Annotated in this window: 22 protein-coding genes; 11 read left to right on the top strand and 11 right to left on the bottom strand. The window is 69.6% G+C overall.

The features are described from left to right. Positions 1-50 precede the first annotated feature (50 nt). Positions 51-917 carry an EamA family transporter gene (locus ODE13_RS03555; protein ID WP_322478002.1) on the top strand — a complete coding sequence of 289 codons (867 nt, stop codon included), beginning with the start codon at positions 51-53 and terminating at the stop codon, positions 915-917. A 10-nt stretch (positions 918-927) separates the two neighbouring features. Here the strand turns inward: ODE13_RS03555 and ODE13_RS03550 are convergent, their stop codons facing one another. Then, positions 928-1,677 (bottom strand): PP2C family protein-serine/threonine phosphatase, encoded by a 750-nt coding sequence (locus ODE13_RS03550; RefSeq protein WP_322478001.1) that lies wholly within the window; start codon positions 1,675-1,677, stop codon positions 928-930. Between the two features lie 307 nt (positions 1,678-1,984). Between ODE13_RS03550 and ODE13_RS03545 the strand changes: the two genes are divergently transcribed. Genes ODE13_RS03545 through ODE13_RS03525 form a run of 5 tightly spaced genes read left to right on the top strand, consistent with a single transcriptional unit; the run spans position 1,985 to position 6,945 of the window. After that, positions 1,985-3,037 (top strand): siderophore-interacting protein, encoded by a 1,053-nt coding sequence (locus tag ODE13_RS03545; protein ID WP_322478000.1) that lies wholly within the window; start codon positions 1,985-1,987, stop codon positions 3,035-3,037. After that, a complete protein-coding gene (locus ODE13_RS03540) occupies positions 3,034-4,020 on the top strand; it encodes an iron-siderophore ABC transporter substrate-binding protein (RefSeq protein ID WP_322477999.1) in 987 nt (328 codons plus the stop codon). Before ODE13_RS03545 ends, ODE13_RS03540 begins: the two co-directional genes overlap by 4 nt. Continuing rightward, positions 4,017-5,057 carry an iron chelate uptake ABC transporter family permease subunit gene (locus ODE13_RS03535; RefSeq protein ID WP_322477998.1) on the top strand — a complete coding sequence of 347 codons (1,041 nt, stop codon included), beginning with the start codon at positions 4,017-4,019 and terminating at the stop codon, positions 5,055-5,057. Before ODE13_RS03540 ends, ODE13_RS03535 begins: the two co-directional genes overlap by 4 nt. Further along, a complete protein-coding gene (locus tag ODE13_RS03530) occupies positions 5,054-6,097 on the top strand; it encodes a FecCD family ABC transporter permease (protein ID WP_322477997.1) in 1,044 nt (347 codons plus the stop codon). The genes ODE13_RS03535 and ODE13_RS03530 overlap by 4 nt, the downstream gene beginning before the upstream one ends. Continuing rightward, the gene (locus tag ODE13_RS03525; protein ID WP_322477996.1) at positions 6,094-6,945 is read left to right on the top strand and encodes an ABC transporter ATP-binding protein; all 852 of its coding nucleotides are present in this window, start codon (positions 6,094-6,096) and stop codon (positions 6,943-6,945) included. Before ODE13_RS03530 ends, ODE13_RS03525 begins: the two co-directional genes overlap by 4 nt. 7 nt (positions 6,946-6,952) lie before the next feature. Here ODE13_RS03525 and ODE13_RS03520 read toward each other — a convergent pair whose 3' ends face one another. The 4 genes from ODE13_RS03520 to ODE13_RS03505 form a co-directional block, all read right to left on the bottom strand. After that, positions 6,953-8,197: an adenylate/guanylate cyclase domain-containing protein gene (locus ODE13_RS03520; RefSeq protein WP_378937843.1), complete on the bottom strand. Its 1,245-nt coding sequence runs from the start codon at positions 8,195-8,197 to the stop codon at positions 6,953-6,955. A 243-nt stretch (positions 8,198-8,440) separates the two neighbouring features. After that, positions 8,441-9,037: a hypothetical protein gene (locus ODE13_RS03515; RefSeq protein WP_322477995.1), complete on the bottom strand. Its 597-nt coding sequence runs from the start codon at positions 9,035-9,037 to the stop codon at positions 8,441-8,443. Positions 9,038-9,122: 85 nt separating this feature from the next. Continuing rightward, positions 9,123-10,205, bottom strand: a complete 1,083-nt coding sequence (locus ODE13_RS03510) for a biotin--[acetyl-CoA-carboxylase] ligase (protein ID WP_322477994.1) — start codon at positions 10,203-10,205, stop codon at positions 9,123-9,125. A gap of 51 nt (positions 10,206-10,256) precedes the next feature. Then, entirely contained in the window at positions 10,257-11,183 is a 927-nt protein-coding gene (locus ODE13_RS03505; RefSeq protein ID WP_322477993.1) for an SDR family oxidoreductase, read from the bottom strand. 231 nt (positions 11,184-11,414) lie between these two features. Here ODE13_RS03505 and ODE13_RS03500 point away from each other — a divergent pair, with 231 nt between their 5' ends. The 5 genes from ODE13_RS03500 (at position 11,415) to ODE13_RS03480 (ending at position 16,598) form a co-directional block, all read left to right on the top strand. Beyond that, positions 11,415-13,064: an acyl-CoA carboxylase subunit beta gene (locus ODE13_RS03500; protein WP_179540814.1), complete on the top strand. Its 1,650-nt coding sequence runs from the start codon at positions 11,415-11,417 to the stop codon at positions 13,062-13,064. 46 nt (positions 13,065-13,110) lie between these two features. Then, on the top strand, positions 13,111-13,374 hold the full coding sequence (locus tag ODE13_RS03495) for a hypothetical protein (RefSeq protein WP_179540815.1): 264 nt from the start codon (positions 13,111-13,113) through the stop codon (positions 13,372-13,374). Between the two features lie 4 nt (positions 13,375-13,378). Next, complete coding sequence (locus tag ODE13_RS03490) at positions 13,379-14,086, top strand: Maf family protein (RefSeq protein WP_322477992.1); 708 nt, start codon at positions 13,379-13,381, stop codon at positions 14,084-14,086. Between the two features lie 46 nt (positions 14,087-14,132). After that, entirely contained in the window at positions 14,133-15,938 is a 1,806-nt protein-coding gene (locus tag ODE13_RS03485; RefSeq protein ID WP_179540817.1) for an acetyl/propionyl/methylcrotonyl-CoA carboxylase subunit alpha, read from the top strand. Between the two features lie 282 nt (positions 15,939-16,220). Beyond that, the gene (locus tag ODE13_RS03480) at positions 16,221-16,598 is read left to right on the top strand and encodes a hypothetical protein (protein WP_322477991.1); all 378 of its coding nucleotides are present in this window, start codon (positions 16,221-16,223) and stop codon (positions 16,596-16,598) included. Positions 16,599-16,879: 281 nt separating this feature from the next. Here ODE13_RS03480 and ODE13_RS03475 read toward each other — a convergent pair whose 3' ends face one another. The 6 genes from ODE13_RS03475 to ODE13_RS03450 all read right to left on the bottom strand — a co-directional run bounded on the left by ODE13_RS03475 (position 16,880) and on the right by ODE13_RS03450 (position 22,903). Next, the gene (locus tag ODE13_RS03475; RefSeq protein ID WP_322477990.1) at positions 16,880-17,722 is read right to left on the bottom strand and encodes a phosphatase PAP2 family protein; all 843 of its coding nucleotides are present in this window, start codon (positions 17,720-17,722) and stop codon (positions 16,880-16,882) included. Between the two features lie 20 nt (positions 17,723-17,742). Then, on the bottom strand, positions 17,743-18,372 hold the full coding sequence (gene eda / locus ODE13_RS03470; RefSeq protein ID WP_322477989.1) for a bifunctional 4-hydroxy-2-oxoglutarate aldolase/2-dehydro-3-deoxy-phosphogluconate aldolase: 630 nt from the start codon (positions 18,370-18,372) through the stop codon (positions 17,743-17,745). Then, on the bottom strand, positions 18,365-19,876 hold the full coding sequence (locus tag ODE13_RS03465; RefSeq protein WP_322477988.1) for a mannitol dehydrogenase family protein: 1,512 nt from the start codon (positions 19,874-19,876) through the stop codon (positions 18,365-18,367). Before ODE13_RS03465 ends, eda begins: the two co-directional genes overlap by 8 nt. Beyond that, a complete protein-coding gene (locus ODE13_RS03460) occupies positions 19,873-20,844 on the bottom strand; it encodes a sugar kinase (protein WP_322477987.1) in 972 nt (323 codons plus the stop codon). Before ODE13_RS03460 ends, ODE13_RS03465 begins: the two co-directional genes overlap by 4 nt. Before the next feature lie 5 nt (positions 20,845-20,849). Beyond that, the gene (gene manD / locus ODE13_RS03455) at positions 20,850-22,061 is read right to left on the bottom strand and encodes a D-mannonate dehydratase ManD (RefSeq protein ID WP_322477986.1); all 1,212 of its coding nucleotides are present in this window, start codon (positions 22,059-22,061) and stop codon (positions 20,850-20,852) included. 116 nt (positions 22,062-22,177) lie between these two features. Next, positions 22,178-22,903, bottom strand: coding sequence for a GntR family transcriptional regulator (locus ODE13_RS03450; protein WP_322477985.1), 726 nt, complete (start codon positions 22,901-22,903; stop codon positions 22,178-22,180). Positions 22,904-23,026 lie beyond the last annotated feature (123 nt).

Raw genomic sequence — 23,026 nt, 5'->3', positions numbered from 1 at the left:
CTGGCGGGCGCCCGCTCGACGCCGCCCCGGCCACCCGACAGGATGGAGCCATGAGCCCTGCCGGCACCGCCTCCTCACCCAGCTCCGACGGCGGACGCCGCACCCAGGGCAGCATGCTGGTGCTCCTGGGGCTGGCATGCCAGCAGATCGGTGCGGCCCTGGCGGTGCTGGTGTTTCCGGCGGCCGGGCCGGTGGGGATGGTCGCGCTTCGCCTGCTGCTCTCGGCGGGGATGCTGTGGGCTCTGGTCCGGCCCCACGTGCGGGGCCTCTCGGCACGCTCCTGGGCTGTGGCGGCCGGCTATGGGCTGGTGCTGGCGGGGATGAACGTGGCTTTCTATCTGGCGCTGGCCCGGCTGCCGCTGGGCACCACGGTCACCCTGGAGATCCTCGGCCCGCTGACGCTGAGCATCATCGCCGGGCGCAGCTGGCTCAGCGCGCTCTGGGCGGTCGCGGCACTGGTGGGCGTGGCGATGATCGGCTGGGACCCCGCCACAGCCCTGGATCCGGTCGGGGTGGCCTGCGCACTGCTGGCCGCCGCCCTGTGGGCGGCCTACATCCTGCTGACCAAACGCACCGGTGAGGAGTTCACAGGACTGATCGGGCTGACCCTCGGGATGACGGTCGGCGGGCTCGCGGTGGCCCCGGCCGCCGTGGTGCTCTCCGGCCCTGCGCTGCTCGACCCGACCATACTGATGATCGGCCTGGGAGTGGCTCTGCTGTCCTCCACGGTCCCCTACGCCATGGAGATGCTGGCGCTGCGGCGCCTGCCGGCGAGCTCCTTCGCGATCCTGCTGGCGCTGGCCCCGGCCATCGCGGCCGCGGCCGGATTCCTGCTGCTGGGACAGCAGCTCTCCGGCTACGCGCTGCTCGGCATGGGCCTGGTGGTCCTCGCGGCGATGGGATCGGTCCGGAGCTGAGCTGCCGGCCTCAGCCGTCGCGGACGTCGACCACGATGACCGTGACGTTGTCCCGTCCGCCCTCGCGCAGCGACTGATGGATCAGCCAGTCCACGGTGTCCTGCGGGGACCGGCCGGCCGCGAGGATGTCGGCGATCTGGGCGTCGGTGAGCTCACCGGTCAGCCCGTCGGAGCAGACGAGCAGCCGCTGGCCGGCCGTGACAGGCGTCAGCGTGTAGTCCCCGCTCAACAGGTCCCCGGCGCCCAGGGCGCGGGTGATGACGTTGCGGTTCGGGTGGTCCCGGATCTCCTCGGCGGTGATGATCCCAGACTCGAACATCTCCTGGACCTGCGAGTGATCCCGAGTGAGCTGACGCAGCGTGCCGTCCTGGTGCAGGTAGGTGCGCGAATCACCGATGTTGAACACGAGCCACTGGAGCTGGTCCTGGGCCTCCACCAGCACGGCCCCGGTCAGCGTGGTCCCGGCCTTGGCGCCGGTGGCCTCCCGGATCCGCTCGTCGGCGTCGTCGAGGAAGGCCTGCAGATCGACCTGGCTGATCGGCCCGGGCGCCGCGTCCCAGCCCTCCGCGAGCGCCTGGACGGCCAAGGCGGAGGCCACCTCTCCGGCTTCATGGCCGCCCATCCCGTCAGCGACGGCGAACAGCGAGTCTGTGACCACCGAGGAGTCCTCGTTGAGCTCCCGGCGCAGGCCGACATGAGAGCCGTACCCGTAGTCCAGGTACAGGCCGCCGTCGGGGCCCGGCTGCTGCTCGTCACTCATGGTCGTCGTCTGCCCTTCACCGAGTGGGTCGTCGAAGGCGCGGCTGTGCGCCAGAACACCAGACCATCATGTCACGGTCAGGTCACGCACCACAGCATTGCGACCTGCCCGCCTGCGGCCGCATCTCGGCTCGTCACCGGGGTCACGGTCTCGCTGCGAAAGGTCGGCCGCCACAGCCGAGGCTCACGCACCCTCCGACTTGCAGAACATTGATTACCTCTATTCTGATAAGGTCACCCTTTGCTGCCATCCCGTCTATTTCGCAACATATTCATGCGCAAAGCTTGCGAGCCACAGTGGAGGAACGATGGACCGCACCGCGCCCGGCACCCGTGAGGCGCCTCCGCCCCGATTCGCCGAATCCCCGAACCGGCTCTTCCTCACCCGCGTGCACGGCACGACCCGACTCTCACCGGGCTTCCTCCGCATCACCCTGCGCAGCGAGTCCCTGCGCCGCTTCGCTCCCCTGGGGCTGGACCACCGGTTCAAGATCCTGCTGCCCTCCGAGGACGACGGATTCGCTCCCGAACTCGCGGAGGATCTGCTCCCGGAGTCCCGGTGGCGCCGACGCTGGCGGGACCTGCCTGCCCGCCGACGGCCCCTGCTCCGGAGCTACACGGTCAGCGCAGCCCGCCCCACAGCCGGAGAGCTCGACGTCGACGTCCATCTCCACGCCCACCCCGGCCCTGCCGCACGGTGGGCGTCCCTGGCCCGTCCCGGGGACGCACTGGTCATCTCCGGCGCCGAAGCGTCACAGAACCGGCTCGAGCGCTGTGTGCAGTGGACACCAGGCGGGGCCCGCAGGGCGTGGATCGGCGGCGACGAGTCCGCCGCCCCCGCGATCCTCGGCATCCTTGCGGGCCTCAGCCGCCCCCACGCGCACGACGACGCCTCCGCTCCTCACCGGCATCTCGGGACCCTGGAGGTGACCGTCACGGCGGAGGCTGAGGATCCCGAGGACGCCGCCTGGATCCGCAGCTGCCTACAGGCCCACACAGAGACCCTCCCCGGCGCCTCGTTCGAGGTCATCTGCCGGCCGGATGCGGCTCGCGGCGAGGCGCTTCATCGTTCAGCGGCACGCTGGCTCACCCGCGAGCTCGGTCCCGACGGTGCGTCGGGGGCCGCCGTCGGCCCTCCGGACATCGCCGACCTCTACGCCTGGGCAGCCACAGAGAGCTCCCAGGTCGCGGCGCTCAAGCGTCGGCTCCGCCTCGCAGGGCTCCCCGCGGCCCAGATCCAGGCGCAGGCCTATTGGACTCAGCGCCCGTCCCGCCCGTCCCTCCAGCCTTCGCCCGAGTCCGGCTTCCCATACCCCGCCGGCTTCCCATACCCCCTCCCACGACATCGAACAGAGGCATGATGACCCACACCGACCTGTCCCGCACTCCAGTCGAGGAGGCCGTCCAGAGCCCCGACCCTGCTCGGCTCCGGCTGATCAGCGTCACGGTCGCCGTCGCGGCGCTCAGCCTGGTCACAGCGTGCAGCGCCTCACCCGAGGAACCCGCCTCCTCCGAGGAGGGCCCCGGAGCCGCCCAGACGAGAACGATCGACCATGCCCGCGGCGAGACGCCCGTGCCCGATGACCCGGAGCGGATCGTCGTCCTGGAGCCGGTCCAGCTGGACACCGCCGTCGCCCTGGGACGGGCGCCGGTGGGTGCTGCCGTGCTGGATGAATCCACCGGTGCCCCCGAATACCTGGGCGACGACGTCGCAGACCTCACCACGGTGGGCACCGTCCCCGAGCCCGATGTGGAACGCATCGCCGCTCTGGAGCCTGATGTCATTCTGGGCACCGAGTCCCGGCACTCCGCGATCTATGACCGCCTCTCCGACATCGCCCCCACCATCTTCATGGAGACCCAGGCGGACCCTTGGGAAGAGAACGTAAAGCTGATCGCCGAGACACTGGGAGATGCCCAAGGAGGACGTGACCTGCTCGCCGACTATCGGGACCGCTGCGAAGAGATCGCCGACGAGCACGACACCGCCGGGGAGACCGCACAGCTGATCCGCCCTCGAGACGCCCGGCTGACCCTCTACGGCCCGATCTCCTTCGCGGGCAGCACCTTGGAATGTGCTGGCTTCACCATCCCCGACCATGACTGGGAAGACATCTCGCTGGACATCTCCCCGGAGAACGTCCGCTCGGGCACCGCCGACCTCGTCCTGGTGACCTCCATCGATGCTGAGGACCCCACCACCATGCCCGAGGCCGTCACGCAGAACTCGGACGCCTTCGAGGACGTGCACCTGGTGGACCAATCGTTCTGGATTACAGGTGTCGGGCCGCTGGGCGGCCAGGTGGTGCTCGACGACCTCGACGCCATCCTCTCCGAGCGGTGACCGCGGCAGTCGGCACGGCCGCCAGGAGGCCCCGCTCGCAGCATCGGCGGAGGGGCGGCAGGATCGCCATTCTGGTCACAGCCGTCCTGCTTCCCGGCGCACTCGTCGCGTCTTTGGCGGTGGGCGCCAATCCGCTGTCGCCCGACACCGTGCTGGCGACGATCACCGGAGGCGGCACCGCCGAATCTCACTACGTGATCCTCGAGCAGCGGCTGCCCCGGACCGCGGCCGCCGTCGCGGTCGGCGCCGGGCTCGGGGCCGCCGGTGCGCTCATCCAGGCCTTCACCCGCAACCCGCTCGCGGATCCCGGGATCCTGGGCGTCAACGCGGGGGCGGCCTTCTTCGTCGCCGTCGGCGTGGGTCTGTGGGGCATGACCGACCCGGTGGCGCACGGTTGGCTGGCCTGCGCCGGGGCCCTCCTCGCCGCCCTCGCCGTCCAGACGATCGGCACCTCCCGGAGAGGGCCGGCCGAGCCGACGCACCTGACGATGGTCGGAGTGGCGGTGGGGGCCGTGCTCTCCGGGCTCACCACCGCGCTGGTGCTGACCCATCCGCAGGCGTTCGACCATATGCGCAGCTGGAACGCCGGCAGCCTCCTGGACCGCGGCTTCGAGGTGAGTCTTCCGCTGATGCCGCTGATCGGGCTGGGCCTGCTGGGTGCTGTGCTGATGACCCCGGCGCTGAACTCCATGAGCCTGGGAGCTGATGTCGCCCGCGCCCAGGGAGTCGCGCCCCACCGGCTGCAGCACCTGGTCCTGGGCTGCCTGACGCTGCTCGCCGGCGGGGCGACCGCGATCGCGGGGCCGATCGCCTTCGTGGGACTCATGGTCCCGCATGTGGCCCGCTGGACCTGGGGCACGGACCAGCGCACGATCATGACGGGATCCATCCTCCTGGGTGCGCTGCTGATGCTCCTCGCCGACGTCCTGGGCCGGCTCCTCGTCCCCGGGGAGATGCCCGTCGGACTGGTGACCGCCTTCGTGGGGGCCCCGGTGCTGATCGTTCTGGTCCGCAGACGTCGGGCGAGCACCCTGTGAGCATCACGCCGGGCCCGAGGAACATGCTGCTCCGCGTCGGCGGAGCCCGCGTCGTGGCGGCACGCCGCGCCCTCACGACCACGGCCATCCTCTGCGCAGCCTCCGGGCTGCTGCTGATCGGCTCGCTGGCCTGGGGCGACTATCCGCTCAGCGTCACCGAGCTGCTCCACGCTTTCGCCGGACAGGAGGACGGACTCACCCGCACCATCGTGATGGAATGGCGCCTGCCCCGCGCCCTGGCCGCCCTGGCCTTCGGCGCCGCACTGGCCGTCTCCGGCGCGATCTTCCAGACCTTGACGCGCAACCCCCTCGCCAGCCCGGACATCATCGGGCTCTCCCATGGATCCTTCACCGGGATGCTGGTGGTCCTGGTGGTGCTCGGAGGCAGCTGGACCGGGCAGCTGGCCGGCGCGCTGCTGGGAGGTCTGGCCGCTGCGGCGATCATCCATCTGCTCGCCTGGCGAGGCGGTCTGCAGGGGTTCCGGCTGATCGTCGTCGGGATCGGAGTGTCCTCGATGCTCGCCTCGACGAACACCTGGCTGCTGCTGACCGCGGACCTCGACACCGCGATGGCAGCCTCCGCCTGGGGCGCAGGGACGCTGAGCCGGCTGCCCCTGCACGCCCTCCCCGCGGCCCTGGCCCTGACACTGATGCTGCTGGGCCTCGGGCTGCTCGGGGTCCCCGCGCTGCGTCAGCTGAGCCTCGGCGACGACGTCGCCCGCAGCACAGGGCTGCGTGTGGAGAGGGCGCGGCTGCTGCTCATCGGGGTGGCCGTCGCGCTGATCGCCGTGGTGACCACGATGTGCGGGCCGATCTCCTTCGTCGCGTTGGCCGCACCGCAGATCGCTCGCCGCCTCGCGGGCACCGCGGAGATCCCCCTGACCACGACCGCCGCCTGCGGGGCGCTCCTCCTGCTGGCCTCTGACGCCGTCGCCCAGCATGTCCTGCCGATGACCATCCCAGCAGGCGTGGTCACGGTGGCGCTGGGCGGCGCCTACCTGATCTGGCTGCTCATCCACGAGATCCGAAGGACCCAATGACGACTCCCTGCCGCCGGAACGTCCAGACCAGCCCCGCCTCCCCGGCCAGGGCCGACCCGCTCGTCGCCGACGCCGTGACTCTCCAACCGGGAGACACTCCGGTCTCGACCGGGCTGAGCCTGGAGATCGCCCGAGGCTCGTTCACCGTGATCATCGGACCCAACGCCTGCGGAAAGTCCACGCTGCTGCGCGCCCTGGCCGGGCTGCTGACCCCCGATCAGGGCCGGATCCTGCTCGACGGGTCCGACCTGCGCCGATGGTCCGCGCGGCAGGCGGCCTCCCGCCTGGGCCTGCTGCCGCAGACAGCCACCAGCCCGGACGGCATCGGCGTCAGCGAGCTCGTCGCCCGAGGTCGGTTCGCACACCAGCGGCTGCTGCGCCAGTGGTCCGCCGACGACCAGCACGCCGTGGACGAGGCGCTCCGCCTCACCGGCACGGAGCACCTGGCCGCACGCCGAGTCGACGAGCTCTCCGGCGGCCAGCGGCAGCGCGTCTGGATCGCCATGGTGCTGGCCCAGCAGTCGCCGACGATCCTGCTCGACGAACCCACCACCTATCTCGACATCTCCCACCAGCTCGAGGTGCTCAACGTCCTGCACGCCCTGCATCTGCAGGGCCGGACGATCGTCGTGGTCCTGCACGACCTCAACCAGGCCGCCCGCTACGCCGACCGGCTGGTGGTGATGCGCCAGGGGAAGATTGTGGCCGAAGGAGACCCCCAGCGGGTGCTGACCACCGAGCTGGTGCGAGAGGTGTTCGAGCTGCCCAACCGCGTGGTGCCGGACCCCGTCACCGGCACCCCTCTGGTGGTGCCCGAGGACACCCGCGCGGGTGCCCCCGCCCCCTGAGGAGGGCTCAGGAGTTCTCGAGCACGATCCCGGTGCCGCCGGCGCGCAGCAGCATATGCGGCTGGACCTCCCCGAACCCGCGCACGATCCGCGGCGGCTGCGGGACCAGCAGGTAGTCGTCGTCGGGCTCCAGGGAGCGAGCCGTCACGGAGTCCACCAGGATGGTGCCGGGGTCTGCGAGCGCGGTGAGCCGTGCGGCCAGGTTGACCGTGGGCCCATAGATGTCACCCATGCGGGAGAGCACCCGGCCCCACACCACCGAGACACGCGCCTGCGGGAGGACGTCGTCGGCAGCGATGCTCTCGGCCAGGGCCAGGGCGATCTCCGCTCCGGCCTCAGGGGTCTCCGCGTTGAACAGCACCTCGTCCCCGACGGTCTTGACCAGCCGGCCGCCGCCGATGGAGATGATCTCCGCACAGGTGGACTCGAAACGTTGCACTGTGTGGGCCAGCGTGCGCTCGTTCATGGTCCGCGAGAGAGAGGTGTAGGAGACCAGGTCCGCGAAGCCGACCGCACGGGCCAGCGGCAGGGGCGAGTCATGCTCGGAGCCGTCCCGACCCAGCGCGGTGGCCGCCAGACCGGACTCCACGCGTACGGTGAGCCGCTGCAGCGCGGCGGAGAGCTGCCGGCGCCAGGTGTAGCCCATCAGCTGCTGGATCGGTCCGATCAGCTCGGGAAGGGTCTCCACCACCTGCGTGCGGGCCTTGGCATCGGAGAGTCGCTGGTTGGCGATCTTGTCCTCCACCAGCGCCTCGATCTGCCACACCACCATGCGATCGGTCATCTGCCCCACGGACCGGGTCAGGGAGATCGCCGTCTCCTCGTTGAGATGTCCTTCACGGACCAGGTCGATCATCGTGGACAGAGCTTCGACGTCGGCGTCGGTGAAGGCCTTGACGTCGTCATCCAGGTTGGGGAATCCCAGGGCGCGCCACAGCCTGCGGGCCGCATGGGTGGAGACCCCGAGCTCGGCGGCCATCTCCCGATAGGTCAGGGTCCGCTCGGCGCCGAGCAGACGATGCTCCAGATCCCGGATGTTGCGGTGCCAGCCCTGCTGCTCGACCGTGGGGATCGGGATGGCGGCCGTCTCGGGGGCACGCTCCCACTCGGGGTATTCGGCGTCACCGAGACCCTCCGGAGTCTCGTCATCGGCAGGGACCTGCTCAGCCTGCTCAGCTTGGCCGGTCTGCTGCGCCTCCTGCGGAGTCGCCGCCGTCGGGGCACCGGCGTCGAGGCGATCGCCCAGGTCCAGGTTCTGCGGAGTGGGCGCGGTCGGGGGCGGACCAGCAGGCCTTGTGGCGGTGGGGCGGGGCAGGGTGATCTCACCGGTGTGGAGGCTGGGTGTCGTCGTCGGCCGTGGGGAGGGGAAGTCGGACCAGTCCGAGCGCGCCGCGGAAAGCTCATCGGCGGAGTAGGGGGCGGCATCTTCGCCGGTGCTCTCGCTGGGAGCGTCGCCCCCCGCGCGGGTCCCTTCACCGTGCTGCTCAACCATGCCTCACACCGTCCGTCCTGCCGAATGGCCGAAGTTCTCCGGCCCGCGCGGAGCCTGCATCCCGGGCTGCTGGGAGTACTGCCGGGCCACGGCCTGCCGGTAGGCCGCCAGCTCCTCCGCCATGACCGTGTGGAGATGCTCGACGTCGGGCATGTCCTCCAGCACGGTGCGCTGCTGCTGTCCATAGGCACCGTGGATGAGCACCAGGTCCCCGGCCAGCTGCATGGACTGCACCCGCGACTGCTTGAGCTGCACCTCGGACATCAGCCCGAGCGGCACCACGACCGGTTGGGGCGCGCCGAGCAGGTTCTTCTGCACCACGCGCAGGGTCGTCAGATAGGTGAGTCGCACCGCCCAGCGCAGCACCGGGCGGAGAGTCCCGAGCACCAGCCACAGTCCGCCGCCCACCCAGATCAGGAAGACCCCGATGTGGCTGTAGTAGCGGATGAACTCAGGCTGGGATCCGCGGGAGACGTAGCCGAGCAGGAAGCTGATCACCGTCACGGCCAGGAGGAGGTTCAGCAACGCAGGGATCAGGGCGCGATGGTGGGCGCGGGTGCGCACGACGACCTGTTCGCCGTCCACGAGCTTCAGCTTCATCGTGAGCCCTCGTCCTCCGCTCTGATCAGGTCAGACACCGGCCAGCAGGGGTTGGGCCGGGCACCGGGCCAGTCTACCTGCGGGCTCAGCCATCGGCCCGTCGCAGGTGGACCACGTCTCCGGCGGAGAATCCGCGGCGTCGTTCCGCGGCAGGGCCGGGAGCCGGCAGCCAAGGCTCCTCGGCGCCGGAGCGGCGGTGGGTGACCTCCACCAGCAGCGAGCCGTCCTGCTCGAGCCCGACCGCGACGCCGCGCGCAGCGCTCCCGCCGGGCAGCTCCACCCGGACCTCCTGGCCGAGCGTGTCCATGGCCCGGCGGATGCGCTCACCCAGGCCGCTGTCCCGGATGCCGGATCCGGAGGCGGCCGTGCGCTCCAGCTCCGCGAGGTTCGCGGCGAGGCGTTCCAGCAGCCCGACGAGCACCTCGGTGCGCAGCCCGGTGATCAGGTCGGTCTTCTGCTGTGCTCCCGGCACGCGCTCAGCAGAGCCGTCCTCCCCGAGGCGGCGCAGTTCAAGGAGGACGGAGGTCGAAGTCGAGGTGGGCAGGTCCCGAGCCTGCAGCAGCACGTTGACCCCCACACCGAGCACCACGGTGATCCCTCCTCGGGAACCGGCAGGAACCGGAGCCAGCACCGAGAGGATCCCGGAGATCTTGCGCCCCGCGACGTGGACGTCGTTGGGCCACTTCAGTCGAGCCGGGATCCCGTGCCCGCCGCGCAGCGCCTCCACCAGGCTGAGCCCAGCGACCAGGGAGATCCAGGGCAGCTGGGGGGTGGGGTCGACGCCGTCCCGTCCAGGACGCAGCACCACGGAGGTGGACAATGAGGTGCGCGGCGGGGAGCTCCAGCCCCGACCGAGCCGACCGGTGGCACCGGTCTGCTCCTCTGCGGTGAGCACCGAGAGGTGGGGCCATGTCTCGGTGAATCCGGGCTCCCCGGCGGCCCGGGTGAGCTGGAGGTTGGTGGAGTCCACGGTGTCGAGCACCCGCAGCTGGGAGTAGGGCCCGGCGCTGACCAGCTCCTCGCGCAGCCGCGCAGTGTCGAGGGGCCCAGCGTCGAGGGGCCCAGTGTCGAAGGGCCCGGTGTCGAGGGGGCGTGCACCGGCGGGTGCCGCCGCCGTCGGGCTGCCTCCAGCGCCCTGATCATGGTCCTGCCCGCTGCCGTCTCCCACTCCGCTCCTCCCGATGATCCTGCGCCACCCTGATGCCCGGAAGATCGCCCCTCAGAGGAAGATGTCCGGGATCAGCTCGCGCCCGTGCTCCACAGCGTAGTCGGAGAGGTCCTCCACCCCCGCGGCGGCGAGCACCTGCTCATCGGTGAGGAACTCCCCGCTGCGCCGTCCGGCCGCACCCGAGAGCAGGGCCAGTGCCGCGTGGGCGACGACGGCGGGGGTCCGCGCCGCGCGGACCATCTCCTCGCCGCCGGGCATGGCACGGATGGCGGCGGTGTCGATGAGCGTGGCGGGCCACAGCGAGTTCACATCCACCCCTGTCCCGGAGAGTTCCTGGGAGAGCCCCAGAGTGGTCATCGACATCCCGTACTTGGCCATCGTGTAGCCCAGATGACGGCCGAACCACTGCGGATCCAGGCGACCCTCGGCGTCGGTCAGCGGCGGCGACAGGGTCAGGACCTGCGCGTGCCGTCCCGCGGCGGCGGCCTCACGCAGATGCGGCATGGCGGTCTTGGAGAGGTGGAAGGTGCCCCGGACGTTGATGTCGTGCATCAGGTCGTAGCGCTTCATGTCCAACGCCTCGATGGTGGAGAGATCGATCGCCGAGGCGTTGTTGATGATGATGTCCACGCCGCCGAGCTCCGCCTCGGTGGTCTCCACGGCACGGACGACGTCGGCGTCCTCCCGCAGGTCCCCGACGATCGCCAGTCCACGGCCTCCTGCGGCCTCGACGTCGGAGACCGCCGAATGCACGGTCCCGGCGAGCTTGGGGTGCGGGGTGTCGGTCTTGGCGAGCATGGCGATGTGTGCACCTCGGCCGGCCAGGGCGACGGCGATGGCGTGACCGATGCCCCGGCTGCCGCCGGACATCAGCACGCGGGCGCCGTCCAGGTCTCGGTCGCCGAGGATCTCAGCGGGGATCCCGGTGAGGGCGTCTGCGGGGGCGTCTGCGGGAGTGGATGCTGCGGACTCAGTCATGCCCCCAATTCTACTCATGGGTAACCCTCATATGTCACCTGCGTCACACTCGCGTTCCGCCCCGGGCCCAGCCTTGTAGGGTTCCTACAGCCGTCGGCCGACCTGAGCGGGCTAGACTGGCCGCTGGATTGTAGAGTTCCTGAAGGATCCGGCAGCGACGCGACCGCGTACCAGCGCACCCTGTGACGCTGCCGTCCGCCGACCGCCGGAGAAAAGGGTTCCCCACGGACGATGAGCACCTCCCCCCGCACTGACGCCCGCGCCAACGCCGACGGCCGCACCGCCCCGAAGCCCGGCGCCGAGCACGATCAGTCCACCACCGCCGGCAAGCTTGCCGAGTTCCGCCGCCGGCGGGACCTCACCCACGCCCCCGCGGGAGAGGCGGCAGTGGAGAAGCAGCATGCCCGGGGCAAGCACACCGCCCGGGAGCGCATCGAGATGCTGCTGGACCCCGACTCCTTCGTGGAGCTCGACGCCCTCGCGGTGCACCGGTCCACCTCCTTCGGCATGGAGAAGAAGAAGCTCCTCGGCGACGGCGTCGTCTCCGGCTACGGCACCATCGACGGACGCATGGTGGCCATCTTCGCCCAGGACTTCACGGTCTTCGGCGGCTCGCTCTCCAAGGTCAACGGCGAGAAGATCGTCAAGGTCCAGGAGTTCGCCGCCCGCAACGGCTGCCCGGTCATCGGCATCAACGACGGCGGCGGCGCCCGGATACAGGAGGGCGTGGCCTCGCTGGCCATGTTCGCCGACATCTTCCGGAACAACGTCCATTCCTCCGGCGTGGTCCCGCAGATCACCCTGATCATGGGCCCCTCCGCCGGCGGCGCCGCCTACTCCCCCGCGCTGACCGACTTCGTGATCATGGTGGACAAGTCCTCGCACATGTTCATCACCGGTCCCGACGTCATCAAGTCCGTCACCGGTGAAGACGTGGACATGGAGACCCTCGGCGGGGCTCGCCAGCACAACACCACCACCGGCACCGCCTCCTACCTGGCCTCCGACGAGGAGGACGCCCTCGAGTTCGTCAAGGAGCTGCTGGAGTTCCTGCCGCTGAACAACCTCGCCGAGGCCCCCGTGGAGCCCCACGAGGACCGCGCCAAGATCGAGGCCGAGGACGAGGCGCTGAACACGCTGATCCCCGATTCGGCCAACCAGCCCTATGACATGCGCGTGGTGATCGAGCAGATCCTCGACGAGGGCCACTTCCTGGAGCTCCAGGCGCTCTACGCCCCCAACGTCACCATCGGCCTGGGTCGGGTGGAGGGCCGCAGCGTCGGAGTGGTCGCCAATCAGCCCGCGCAGCTCGCCGGGACCCTGGACATCGCCGCCTCCGAGAAGGCCGCCCGCTTCGTGCGGTTCTGCGACGCCTTCAACATCCCAATCCTCACCCTGGTGGACGTGCCCGGCTTCCTGCCGGGGACCGACCAGGAGTTCAACGGCATCATCCGCCGCGGCGCCAAGCTGCTCTATGCCTACGCGGAGGCCACGGTCCCGAAGATCACCGTCATCACCCGCAAGGCCTTCGGCGGCGCCTACATCGTGATGGGCTCCAAGAAGCTCGGCGCCGACGTCAACCTGGCCTGGCCCACTGCGCAGATCGGCGTGATGGGCGCCCAGGGTGCGGTGAACATCCTGCACCGCCGGGAGCTGGCCGCCGTGCAGAAGGAGGGCGGCGACGTCGAGACCCGCCGCCAGGAGCTCATCGACGACTACGAGTCCGAGCTGCTCAACCCGTACCAGTCCGCCGAACTGGGCTACATCGACGCCGTCATCGAACCCGCCGAGACCCGCTGGCAGGTCACCAAGGCGCTGCGCGCGACGTACCACAAGCGCGAGGCGCTGCCCGCCAAGAAGCATGGAAACATCCCGCTGTGAACGGGCGGAGCGCACAGGCATCGACGTCGCGGAAGGAGACCCGAGCATGACGGTCGTCCCAGAGGACCCCGGCAGCGAAGAACCGGTGCAGGAGCAGGCTGTCCTGCAGGTCGGCGGCACCCCGCTGAGCATCGAGGAGCTCGCCGCGGTCACCGCCGTCATCGGGCGGCTGGCCACTGCGGAGCCGGTGGCCGACGTCAGCGCCGGCACCACCGGCCCGCGCGACCGCACCCTGCAGCGCCGCCGCCACCTGGGTCTGTGGGGCCGCCCGGGCACAGATTCCTGGCAGCACGCGGCAGGACTGAGGTGACCCGATGAGCAGCGCACATCGTGACCGAGCGCCCCGGCTGATCCTCGCCTCCGCCTCCCCGAGCCGCCGCCAGATCCTCGAGGCGGCCGGCCTCGACTTCGAGGTGGTCGTCTCCGAGGTGGACGAACCCGCCGTCGTCGCCTCCGCCGTGGAGGCGCTGGGGCCGCTCTCCCCCGCCGAGGAGGCCCTCCTGCTGGCCCGCACCAAGGCCGAGGATGTCGCCTCCCGAGGCGCGGCCCGCGGCGCCCTGGTGCTGGGCTGCGATTCGGTCTTCGAGCTCGACGGCGTCGCCTACGGCAAGCCCTATGAGATCGAGGTCGCCGTGGAACGCTGGCGGCAGATGCGCGGGTCCACCGGCACGCTGCACACCGGCCACTGGCTGGTCGACGCCGCGAGCGCCACCCGCACCACCGGCTCCAGCTGGCTGGGGCAGCAGCCCGGCCATGACGGAGAGCTGCAGGCCGCAGGAGAGACGGTCTCCACCCGCATCACCTTCGGCCGCCCCACCGATGAGCAGATCCGCACCTATGCGGAGTCCGGAGAGCCCCTGAACTGCGCCGGCGCCTTCACTCTGGAGGGTGCGGCGGCAGAGTTCATCGAGCACGTCGACGGCGACCGGGAATCGGTCATCGGCGTCTCGCCCGCCGCGCTGGCCCGGCTCCGTGCCCAGCTGGAGGACGGGCCGGTCCCCCAGCCCGGATCCAGCAGCTGAAGTTTTTGCCGCGTCCACCCCGACTACCAGGAGTGCAGAAGAGACCATGACCGAGTTCAGCAAGGTGCTGATCGCCAACCGCGGCGAGATCGCGGTGCGCGTGATCCGTGCGGCCCGCGACGAGGGGCTGTCCACTGTGGCCGTCTATGCCGATCCGGACCGCGACGCCATGCACGTCACCATGGCCGACGAGGCCTACTCCCTCGGCGGGGCCACGGCCGCGGACAGCTACCTGGTGGTCGAGAAGCTCCTGGAGGCCGCCCGCGCCACCGGCGCCGACGCCGTCCACCCCGGCTACGGGTTCCTCTCCGAGAATGCCGACTTCGCCCGCGCCGTCACCCGGGCCGGGCTGACCTGGATCGGACCCACCCCGGAAGCGATCGAGACCCTCGGCGACAAGGTCTCCGCCCGGCAGCTGGCCGAGAAGGTGGGCGCACCGATGGCACCCGGCACCAAGGAACCGGTGAAGTCCGCCAAGGAGGTCATCAAGTTCGCGGACAAGCAAGGGCTGCCCATCGCGATCAAGGCCGCCCACGGCGGCGGCGGACGCGGCATCAAGGTGGTCCGCGAGCACGAGGAGATCGTGGAGCTCTACGACTCCGCCGTGCGTGAGGCCACCGCCGCCTTCGGCCGCGGAGAGTGCTTCATCGAGCGGTTCCTGGACGCCCCGCGCCACGTGGAGACCCAGTGCCTGGCCGATGAGCACGGCAACGTCGTGGTCGTCTCCACACGTGACTGCTCCCTGCAGCGCCGCAACCAGAAGCTGGTCGAGGAGGCCCCGGCCCCATTCCTGAACCGCCAGCAGAACCGGCAGCTCTACCGAGCATCCAAGGCGATCCTGCGCGAGGCGGGCTACACCGGTGCCGGCACCTGCGAGTTCCTGGTGGGCCGGGACGGCACGATCAGCTTCCTGGAGGTCAACACCCGCCTGCAGGTGGAGCATCCTGTCTCCGAGGAGGTCACCGGCATAGACCTGGTCCGTGAGCAGTTCCGGATCGCCCGCGGCGAGCGGCTGGGCTACGACGACCCGGAGATCCGCGGTCACAGCATCGAGTTCCGCATCAACGGTGAGGACGCCGGGCGCAACTTCATGCCCGCCCCGGGCAAGCTCGAGCGCTTCGACCTGCCCACCGGGCCCGGTGTGCGCGTCGACTCCGGAGTGCGTGCCGGCGAGACCATCTCGGGGGCCTTCGACTCCATGGTCGCCAAGCTCATCGTCACCGGCGCCACCCGCGCCCAGGCCGTCCAGCGTGCGCGTCGGGCGCTGGCGGAGATGACCATCGAGGGCATGCCCACCGTGCTGCCCTTCCACCGCCGGGTCCTCGAGGACCCGGCCTTCGTCCCTGAGCTCGCGGCCGAGGAGGGCGGGCACGGACACCGGAGGGCGCCGGCGTCGTTCTCCGTGCACACCCGGTGGATCGAGACCGAGTTCGACAACACGATCCCTCCGTACAATCCGCTCTCCGCCCACGCCGACCCGGATCACGAGGAGGAACGCGCCTCGGTGGTCATGGAGGTCAACGGCAAGCGGGTGACCGTCGGCCTCCCGGCGTCGCTGGCCGCCGGGAAGCTCGCCACCCAGGCGGGCAGGAAGCGACGGCGCAAGTCGCGCAGCACCGCGGCCGCCGGAGCCTCCGGTGACCAGCTCACCTCGCCCATGCAGGGCACCATCGTGAAGGTGCAGGCCAAGAACGGGGACAAGGTCGCCGAAGGCGACCTGATCCTGGTCCTCGAGGCCATGAAGATGGAACAGCCGCTGACGGCCCATAAGGCCGGCAAGATCAAGGGGCTCAAGGCCGAGCCGGGCGCTTCCGTCGGTGCCGGGGAGGTCCTGGCCACGATCGAGGGCTGAGCACGACGCCTCATCCCGTTGACTCCGGAGGGATTGTCCCTAGACATCGCGTCAATGTGTGCCTTCCGACCGTTCCTCCGGGGTCGCGCTGTCTCTGGTCTGGGCAGGGCGGGGCGGGGTCTCCACGTCTCGCGCAAGCTCTCCGAGGATCGGAGACACTGACCTCGACAGGTTCAGCCACAAGTCAGGCGCTGTCGAGTCGACGTGTATTTTCCGGGACAAGTCTTGTGACAGGAACATTCCCGCTTGATGCCTGTGTCGACACGAGAGGAGCTCCCGCTCATGAAAACTCCAGCACGTCTTGCTTGCACGTTCGCCGCCCTCGGGATGATGTCATCGGGAATCGCGCTTTCAGCTCCTGCTGCTTCCGCGTCGAGCTGCCATGGAGTCAGTGACCGGGAACAAGTGGCCGCGAGTGAAGCACATGTCTGGGCTGACTCCTGCGCTGTCGACGGTCTCATCGATGACTACAGGCTCGTGAGTCAGACGACCGGTGACGTCACCTCGATCCTCAAGAACCCCATAGGGACCGTCACCACTCAGGCCTACGGCTGGTGGGCCGACTGGAACGCGAGCAAGCTCGAAGACTGCGCCGCTGCCGGCACTGGGGTCAAGTGGTGGGAAGCCAATGGCATCATCGGCAGCTGCGAAGCACAGTGAGGCTCCAAGGGCCGTCATCGGCGCCTCCTTCGGCGTCTGACTCAATGCCGGGTCCATGGGAACCGGTGAGGATCTCAACCTGTGGCAGATGCTGCTCTTCCTCAGTGTCGGCATGACCCGGATGGGGCTCTTCCCCACCACCACCCGGTACACCGGCTCCGGTGTGCACTACTACACCTGCTCGGGGCCGCGCTGCCCCCTGTTCGCCGCGACCTGGCTGGTCCAGAATCATGGGATCCACCCCGTCGGTCTCTATCTGGCGACCCTCGGGGCGCTCACGCTCACCGCGAGTCCGTGTCGGCCCCTGCGGAGCGCACCGCAGGTGCGACGTCACGTCGGTGCCACAACCCCCAGAAGGAGAGGATGGAGAGTCCCGCGAAGCCGAGCGACAGCACACTCGCCCCCAAGTAGGCGTTGTAGTCCCACACCTCGTCGGGTGCGGAGAAGTCGATGCCGCGGCTGAATCCTGCGCCCCAGAGGAGTCCGCCCATCGCCAGGGTCAGCGCGGTCAACCCCATGATCAGGACGGCGAGGATGACACGTCCGCGGAACGTCCTGCCTCGGTATCGGACCACGCGGCCGCGGCGGGCAAGCCACCACGAAGACAGGCAGGCACATATCAGTGCGACCGCCATGGCACCGAGGGTGTCGCTGAACCTGTGCCACTGGGCGGTGATGGTGTACGCGCCGATGCTGAGGGCCCACGGCGCGGCGAAGAACATCATGATCCCGCGCATCCGGTAGGGCACGACAAGGATGAGCGCGAAGATCACCGTGAGCGCGATGGTGGTGTGGCCGCTGGGAAAACTGTTGTGCGCATGGCCGGCGGCGTCCACCAGTTCTGGCCGAGGCAGGATGAACCGCTTCAAGAGCTGTGTGATCGCCTGGCTCAGGACGATCAGCCCGGCACCCGCGACCGCCAGGTCCACCCTCCTCCGCACCAGCGCGATCGTCGCCACAAGGAGCGTCAGCGCCGCGAGAGAGACCATGGTGATGGCGTGCAGTTCCACGTTGGCGCTGACGAAGTCCTGGCCGCTGACCTGGTCCGCACCGCGCAGCGCGGCGTTCTCCAGGGCCTGGCCCTGTGGCGTCCACACCGCGAGCAGATAGCTGCCTGCCAGCACGACCGCTCCGGCCCAGGATCTCAGCCGCCGAGCTTGGCGGCCTCGGCTGCTCGACGCCTGATATCATCCCAGTCCCCTGCGGCGAGCGCGGCCTGCGGTGTCAGCCAGCTGCCTCCGACGCAGGCGACGTTCTTCAGCTGGAGATACTCCCGCACGTTGCCCAGGCCGATCCCGCCGGTGGGGCAGAAGGTGACCCCGGGCACGGGCCCGGCCACGGCTTTGAGATAGGGCACACCGCCGGCGGCCTCCGCCGGGAAGAACTTGAGCTCGGTGATCCCGGCGTCCAGCGCGTCCATCACCTGACCCAGGGTGGAGACGCCGGGCAGGCACGGGACACCGGAACTGGGGATCCAAGCCAGGAGACTCTGTGAGAGACCGGGAGTCACCAGAAACTCCGCCCCGGCCTCCAGCGCATCCTCCGCCTGCTGCGGATTCAGGACCGTGCCGGCCCCCACCAGCATGGTGGGCACCTCCGCCGCGATGCGGCGCAGGGCCTCAAGTCCCTGGGGTGTGCGCAGAGTGACCTCGATGATCGGCACACCTCCGTCCACCAGCGCCTGCGCCACAGGCACCGCCGCCTCGACGTCGTCGATCGTCACCACGGGGATCACCGGCGACGCCGCCAGGACCTCTCGAGTGTTCTCAACCATCAGCGCTGCTCCTCTCCTCTGACCGGCGTATGATCTCGGATCTCAGGGCCTCGTCACCCGTGCGCAGGATCCTCGCCCATTCGACGATGACGCGCAGCAGCTCATCCCGCGCCTGCAGGTCCTCGAACAAACCCGCGATCCGGAGGACCTCCGAGACGGAGCCCTCAGCGCCCTCTGCCGACAGACCCTGCCGACGCATCTGATCGGCGAGCGGGTCCGCGACATCCTCTTCGCGGCCATGGAGGACGTGGTGGACCCAGGCAGCCACTGCCAACGACGCCCACTGCGGTGTCAGGCCGCTGTCCAGGCACCGTGTGATGGTCTCGCCCAGGCGGGGGCCGATCTTCAAGGAACCGTCGGAGCCGACCTTGGCCGTCGTGTGGCCCAGCGACTCGTTCGCGAACCGGCGGAGCACCTCCTCGCCGTAGGCCTCTCCGTCGACGCCCTGCGGGAGCTCCAGTGTGGGCAGGACCTCCAGCCGATACATCTCGCGGCAGGCACGAGCGAAGGCCTCTTCCTGAACGGCATCGTTGATCGTCGGCGCCCCGACGCACAGCCCCAGGGAGGCCAGCAGGGTATGGCCGGCATTGAGCATCCGCAGCTTGATGTCCTCCCACTGCCTCACCTGATCACTGAACGTGGCTCCGGCGAGCTCCCACTGCGGCCTCCCACCGGGGAAGTCGTCCTCGATGACCCATTGGGTGAAATGCTCACCGGGCACGGCACCTTCATCGGTGAAGCCGAGGGCCCGAGCCGCCTGCTCCACGGTCTCGGCCGTCGGCTGAGGCACCATCCGGTCCACCATCGTGTTGGGGAAGCTCACCGAATCCTGGACCCAGGCCAAGAGCTCCTCAGTCCCGTCCTCGGGCAGGGCCCGGATGAACGAACGCACGGCCTCACGCGTCAGCTCCCCATTCCCAGGGAGATTGTCGCAGGACAGCACAGCCAGTGGCCCGGCATCGCGCCGGTGGCGCAGCTGCAGCCCCCGGACGATCTGCCCGACGGCGGTCCCAGGGGCGCGACCAGCCAGGTCAGCCTGGATCTCCGGGTCGGCGCGGTCGATCCCGTGCCCCGCGGCGTCGAGGCGATAGCCCTTCTCCGTGATCGTCAGGCTCACGATCCGCGTCTGCGGATCGGCGATCAGAGCGACCACCGCATCGGACTCGTCCGGGCCGGAGAGCACCTCGTCGACGCAGGTCACCAGCTGGACTCCGGCGGCGCCGGGGCCGACGTCGACCACGCTGTAGAGCCCGTCCTGCGGGTTCAGCTGCTCGGCGACGGTGTTGGACCGCTGGGTGACTCCGACGATCCGCCACTGCTGACTCGGGTCCTGCGAGCGCAGCTCGGCCAGTTCGGTGTACAGGGCAGTGTGGGCACGGGCGAACGCCCCGAACCCGAGATGGACGATCCGCAGGCTCTGCTGCTCCTGGACGCCTGCGGCATCAGGTGTGAAGGGCAGGAGACCTTCCTCCCGGGCGGCGGAACGACTGAGCCGCGGCATCATGGGGCTCCTTCCTCAGTGATCGGCGCAGTGCGGAGGTGCTCCCGGGTCTGAGCGGCCGTGGGGACGAATCCGGTCCCGCCTCGGCCACCCACCACCAGGGACGCGACGGCGGCACCCCAGCGAACCGCGTCGGGGAGGGCGTCCCCCAGCACAGCACGTGCCGTGGTGGACCCGAGGAACGCATCACCGGCTCCTGTCTGATCGATGACGTGAGGAGCCGGAACAGAGGAGATCCACCGCGTTTCTCCGTCATGGAGCAGGTGGATTCCGTCGGCACCACAGGTGACCGCGACGTTGCTCGCACCCATCGAGGTCAGGGCGCGTGCCGCGTCGTCGGGGGACTCGGCGTCGAGCAGATCCGAGGTCTCACCTGGAGAGGAGGGGGTGACCAGCCAGCTGAGCGGGGCGAGCTCCCGGAGCCGTCGCCGCGCATCCTCCAAGCTGCTCAGCCGGGGACGGTGGTTCGGGTCGTAGACGAATCGCCGGGCGGCGGCAGCCGCGACGTCGACGGCCTGCGCCGCCGTGTCGGAGATCGCTGCTGTGATGCCGCTGGCGATCACCGCCCCCGCGTTCCGAAGGACCTCCAGGTCGAGGTCTTCGGGCGAGAGCGTCGACCCGACGCTGTGCGAGCGGGCGTAGGAGAACTCTCGATTCCCTTCAGGATCGCTGTGGACGAAGTATGCCCCCTGCTGTCCCGGCCGCTGGCACAGCAGGTCTGTGGAGACGCCGAGCTCTTCGATCCTGCGCCGCACGGCCTGCCCGAGCTCATCCTCACTCAGGACTGAGATGAGCCCGACCTCAGCACCGGCCGCCGCCGCAGCGGCCGCCACGTTCAGGGCGTCGCCGGAGACGCCCAGGCGGGCCTCCACGCCGTCGTCGAAGGCAGCCTCCGTGGCCACCTCCACCAGGACCTCGCCGAGGACGACGACGTCATAATGCCTCCGGCCGCCGGGCGCAGCTGCTGTCATGTCGCTCACCAGTCGTGCACCGTCCCGTCCAGTCGACGATTGATCGGCAGATACTTCGGGTCGTAGGGATGCCGCGCGGCGGCCTCCTCGTCGAAGGTGACCCCGATGCCCGGCACGTCCCCGGGGTGCGCGTGCCCCTCGGAGATCGAGTAGGAGACCGAGAAGACCTCATCCGCCGGGGGCCGATGCCCCATATATTCCTGGACACCGAAGTTCGGGATGCTCATGTCGACGTGCAATGCGGCTGCGAACGAGGCCGGGGAGAGGTCTCCGGCTCCGTGGGAGCCGGATCTGACCCCGTAGAGGTCGGCCAGGGCGAAGATCCTGCGCAGGTGGGTGATGCCTCCGGCGTGTGAGACGGAGGCCCGGATGTAGTCGATGAGGCGCTCGGTGATCAGCTGCTGGCAGTCCCAGATGGAGTTGAAGACCTCTCCCACGGCCAGCGGCGTCGTCGTGTGCTGCCGGATGGTGCGGAAGGCGCTCTGGTCCTCTGCCGGTGTAGGGTCCTCGATCCAGAGCATCCGGTGGGGCTCCAGCGCCTTGCCCAGACGAGCCGCCTCGATGGGACTCAGCCGGTGGTGGACATCGTGGAGCAGGTGGGTCCCGTAGCCGAACTCCTCACGGATGGAGGCCACCATCTGCGGCGCGAAGTCCAGATAGGGAGCCGTGTCCCAACGATCCTCCTGAGGGCGGCTTCCGCTCGCCGGCTCATAGACCTCTCCGCCCGGAGCAGGGATGCCGTAGGTCTTCTCCAGCCCGGGGATCGCCGACTGGACGCGGATGGCTTTGAAGCCCTGGTCCAGATGGGCTTGGAAGTCTTCGTGGAGGTCGGCCAGAGTCTCCCCGCTGGCGTGGGTGTAGAGCATGACGCCGTCCCGTGCCGCACCCCCGAGCAGCTGGTAGACGGGCATGTCGGCGGCCTTGCCCTTAATGTCCCACAGGGCCACGTCGACGGCGGCGACGGCGGTCATCGTCACCGGGCCACGCCGCCAATAGGCCCCTCGGTACAGGTACTGCCAGGTGTCCTCGATGCGGCGCGCGTCCCGCCCGATCAGCAGCGGGCACACGTGGTCCCTCAGGTAGGAGGCGACCGCGAGCTCCCGGCCGTTGAGCGTGGCGTCACCGATGCCGGTCAGCCCGTCCTCGGTCTCCACGATCAGCGTGACGTAGTTCCGACCGGGGGAACTGACCGCCACCCTGGCGTCGATGATTCTCATGCTTCAACTCCTCATAGGGGCAGGGGATCGTCGGCGAGAGGCCGCCGATGCCTTGTATGTCAGCACTTGTATACCAGGCGTGTCAAGGCGATCCCTCCCGGGGAGGAAGGCAGGAATCAGTCCTGGGGAGACTCCCAGACGTACGCGGGACGCCGCACCGGACGGGCTGTGCTGTCCCCGACGAAGAGCTCCGGAGACTTCGCGCGGATCGTCTCAATGTCGTCGAACACCACGCGCAGATGAGCAGCCAGTCGTCGCCCCGCCTCCTCGAACCGGCCGGCCACCACTGCATCGAATATCGACCGGTGCTCCTCGACGAAGGAGTCGACCCGTGGCATCTCCTGGATCCCCAGCATGCGGGCCCGATCCAGGTGCCCCTTGGCGCTCGCCACGGTGGACCAGGAGCCTTCATGGCCGGCCAGAGCCATGAGTCCGCGGTGAAACTCCTCATCCAGCACGAAGAAGCGCCGCACATCTCCTCCGACGTCCGACTGGTCCGCAAGGTTCTGCCGCAGGCGCTCCAGCACGCTGTCGTCGAAAGGCTCGACGAGAGTCCGGAGGGAGGCCAACTCCACGGCCTCTCTCAGGAACTGGGCCTCCGCCACTCGGCGCGGATCGACCCGAGAGACGAAGGTCCCGACCTTCGGGAAGACCTCGACGAGGCTCTCCTTGGTCAGCAGGAGGAGCGCCTCGCGGATCGGGGTGCGGGAGACCCCCAGCGCACGGGCCAGCTCATTCTCGGAGATCGCCGTCCCTGGAAGCAGCTCCAGATCGATGATCCTGCCGCGGATCTGGTCGTACACGTGATGTCGCTCAGACCGACTCATACCCTGCTTCACCATTGCCACAGTCTACGACTCACCAGCACTCGCCCATGTCCTCCCAGCCGACTTGACATCCCGATGACTCACGTCACATCATTCTTCCATACTAGTGCTTGAATACAAGTTCGAAGATGAGTCTCG

The organism is Nesterenkonia sp. HG001, assembly GCF_034438835.1.
Classification (GTDB): Bacteria; Actinomycetota; Actinomycetes; order Actinomycetales; family Micrococcaceae; genus Nesterenkonia; species Nesterenkonia xinjiangensis.
The sequence above is the reverse complement of the archived record's forward strand: the minus strand, read 5'-3'. Positions and strand labels throughout refer to the sequence as shown.

What these genes read in the sequence shown, in the direction of transcription:
- ODE13_RS03540 (WP_322477999.1), top strand. Translation starts at nt 3,034, where the DNA reads ATGATGACCCACACCGACCTGTCCCGCACTCCAGTCGAGGAGGCCGTC.
- ODE13_RS03480 (WP_322477991.1), top strand. Translation starts at nt 16,221, where the DNA reads ATGAAAACTCCAGCACGTCTTGCTTGCACGTTCGCCGCCCTCGGGATG.
- ODE13_RS03490 (WP_322477992.1), top strand. Translation starts at nt 13,379, where the DNA reads ATGAGCAGCGCACATCGTGACCGAGCGCCCCGGCTGATCCTCGCCTCC.
- manD (WP_322477986.1), bottom strand. Translation starts at nt 22,061, where the DNA reads ATGAGAATCATCGACGCCAGGGTGGCGGTCAGTTCCCCCGGTCGGAAC.
- ODE13_RS03485 (WP_179540817.1), top strand. Translation starts at nt 14,133, where the DNA reads ATGACCGAGTTCAGCAAGGTGCTGATCGCCAACCGCGGCGAGATCGCG.
- eda (WP_322477989.1), bottom strand. Translation starts at nt 18,372, where the DNA reads ATGGTTGAGAACACTCGAGAGGTCCTGGCGGCGTCGCCGGTGATCCCC.
- ODE13_RS03505 (WP_322477993.1), bottom strand. Translation starts at nt 11,183, where the DNA reads ATGACTGAGTCCGCAGCATCCACTCCCGCAGACGCCCCCGCAGACGCC.
- ODE13_RS03545 (WP_322478000.1), top strand. Translation starts at nt 1,985, where the DNA reads ATGGACCGCACCGCGCCCGGCACCCGTGAGGCGCCTCCGCCCCGATTC.
- ODE13_RS03515 (WP_322477995.1), bottom strand. Translation starts at nt 9,037, where the DNA reads ATGAAGCTGAAGCTCGTGGACGGCGAACAGGTCGTCGTGCGCACCCGC.
- ODE13_RS03555 (WP_322478002.1), top strand. Translation starts at nt 51, where the DNA reads ATGAGCCCTGCCGGCACCGCCTCCTCACCCAGCTCCGACGGCGGACGC.
- ODE13_RS03460 (WP_322477987.1), bottom strand. Translation starts at nt 20,844, where the DNA reads ATGACAGCAGCTGCGCCCGGCGGCCGGAGGCATTATGACGTCGTCGTC.
- ODE13_RS03525 (WP_322477996.1), top strand. Translation starts at nt 6,094, where the DNA reads ATGACGACTCCCTGCCGCCGGAACGTCCAGACCAGCCCCGCCTCCCCG.
- ODE13_RS03500 (WP_179540814.1), top strand. Translation starts at nt 11,415, where the DNA reads ATGAGCACCTCCCCCCGCACTGACGCCCGCGCCAACGCCGACGGCCGC.
- ODE13_RS03495 (WP_179540815.1), top strand. Translation starts at nt 13,111, where the DNA reads ATGACGGTCGTCCCAGAGGACCCCGGCAGCGAAGAACCGGTGCAGGAG.
- ODE13_RS03465 (WP_322477988.1), bottom strand. Translation starts at nt 19,876, where the DNA reads ATGATGCCGCGGCTCAGTCGTTCCGCCGCCCGGGAGGAAGGTCTCCTG.
- ODE13_RS03450 (WP_322477985.1), bottom strand. Translation starts at nt 22,903, where the DNA reads ATGGTGAAGCAGGGTATGAGTCGGTCTGAGCGACATCACGTGTACGAC.
- ODE13_RS03550 (WP_322478001.1), bottom strand. Translation starts at nt 1,677, where the DNA reads ATGAGTGACGAGCAGCAGCCGGGCCCCGACGGCGGCCTGTACCTGGAC.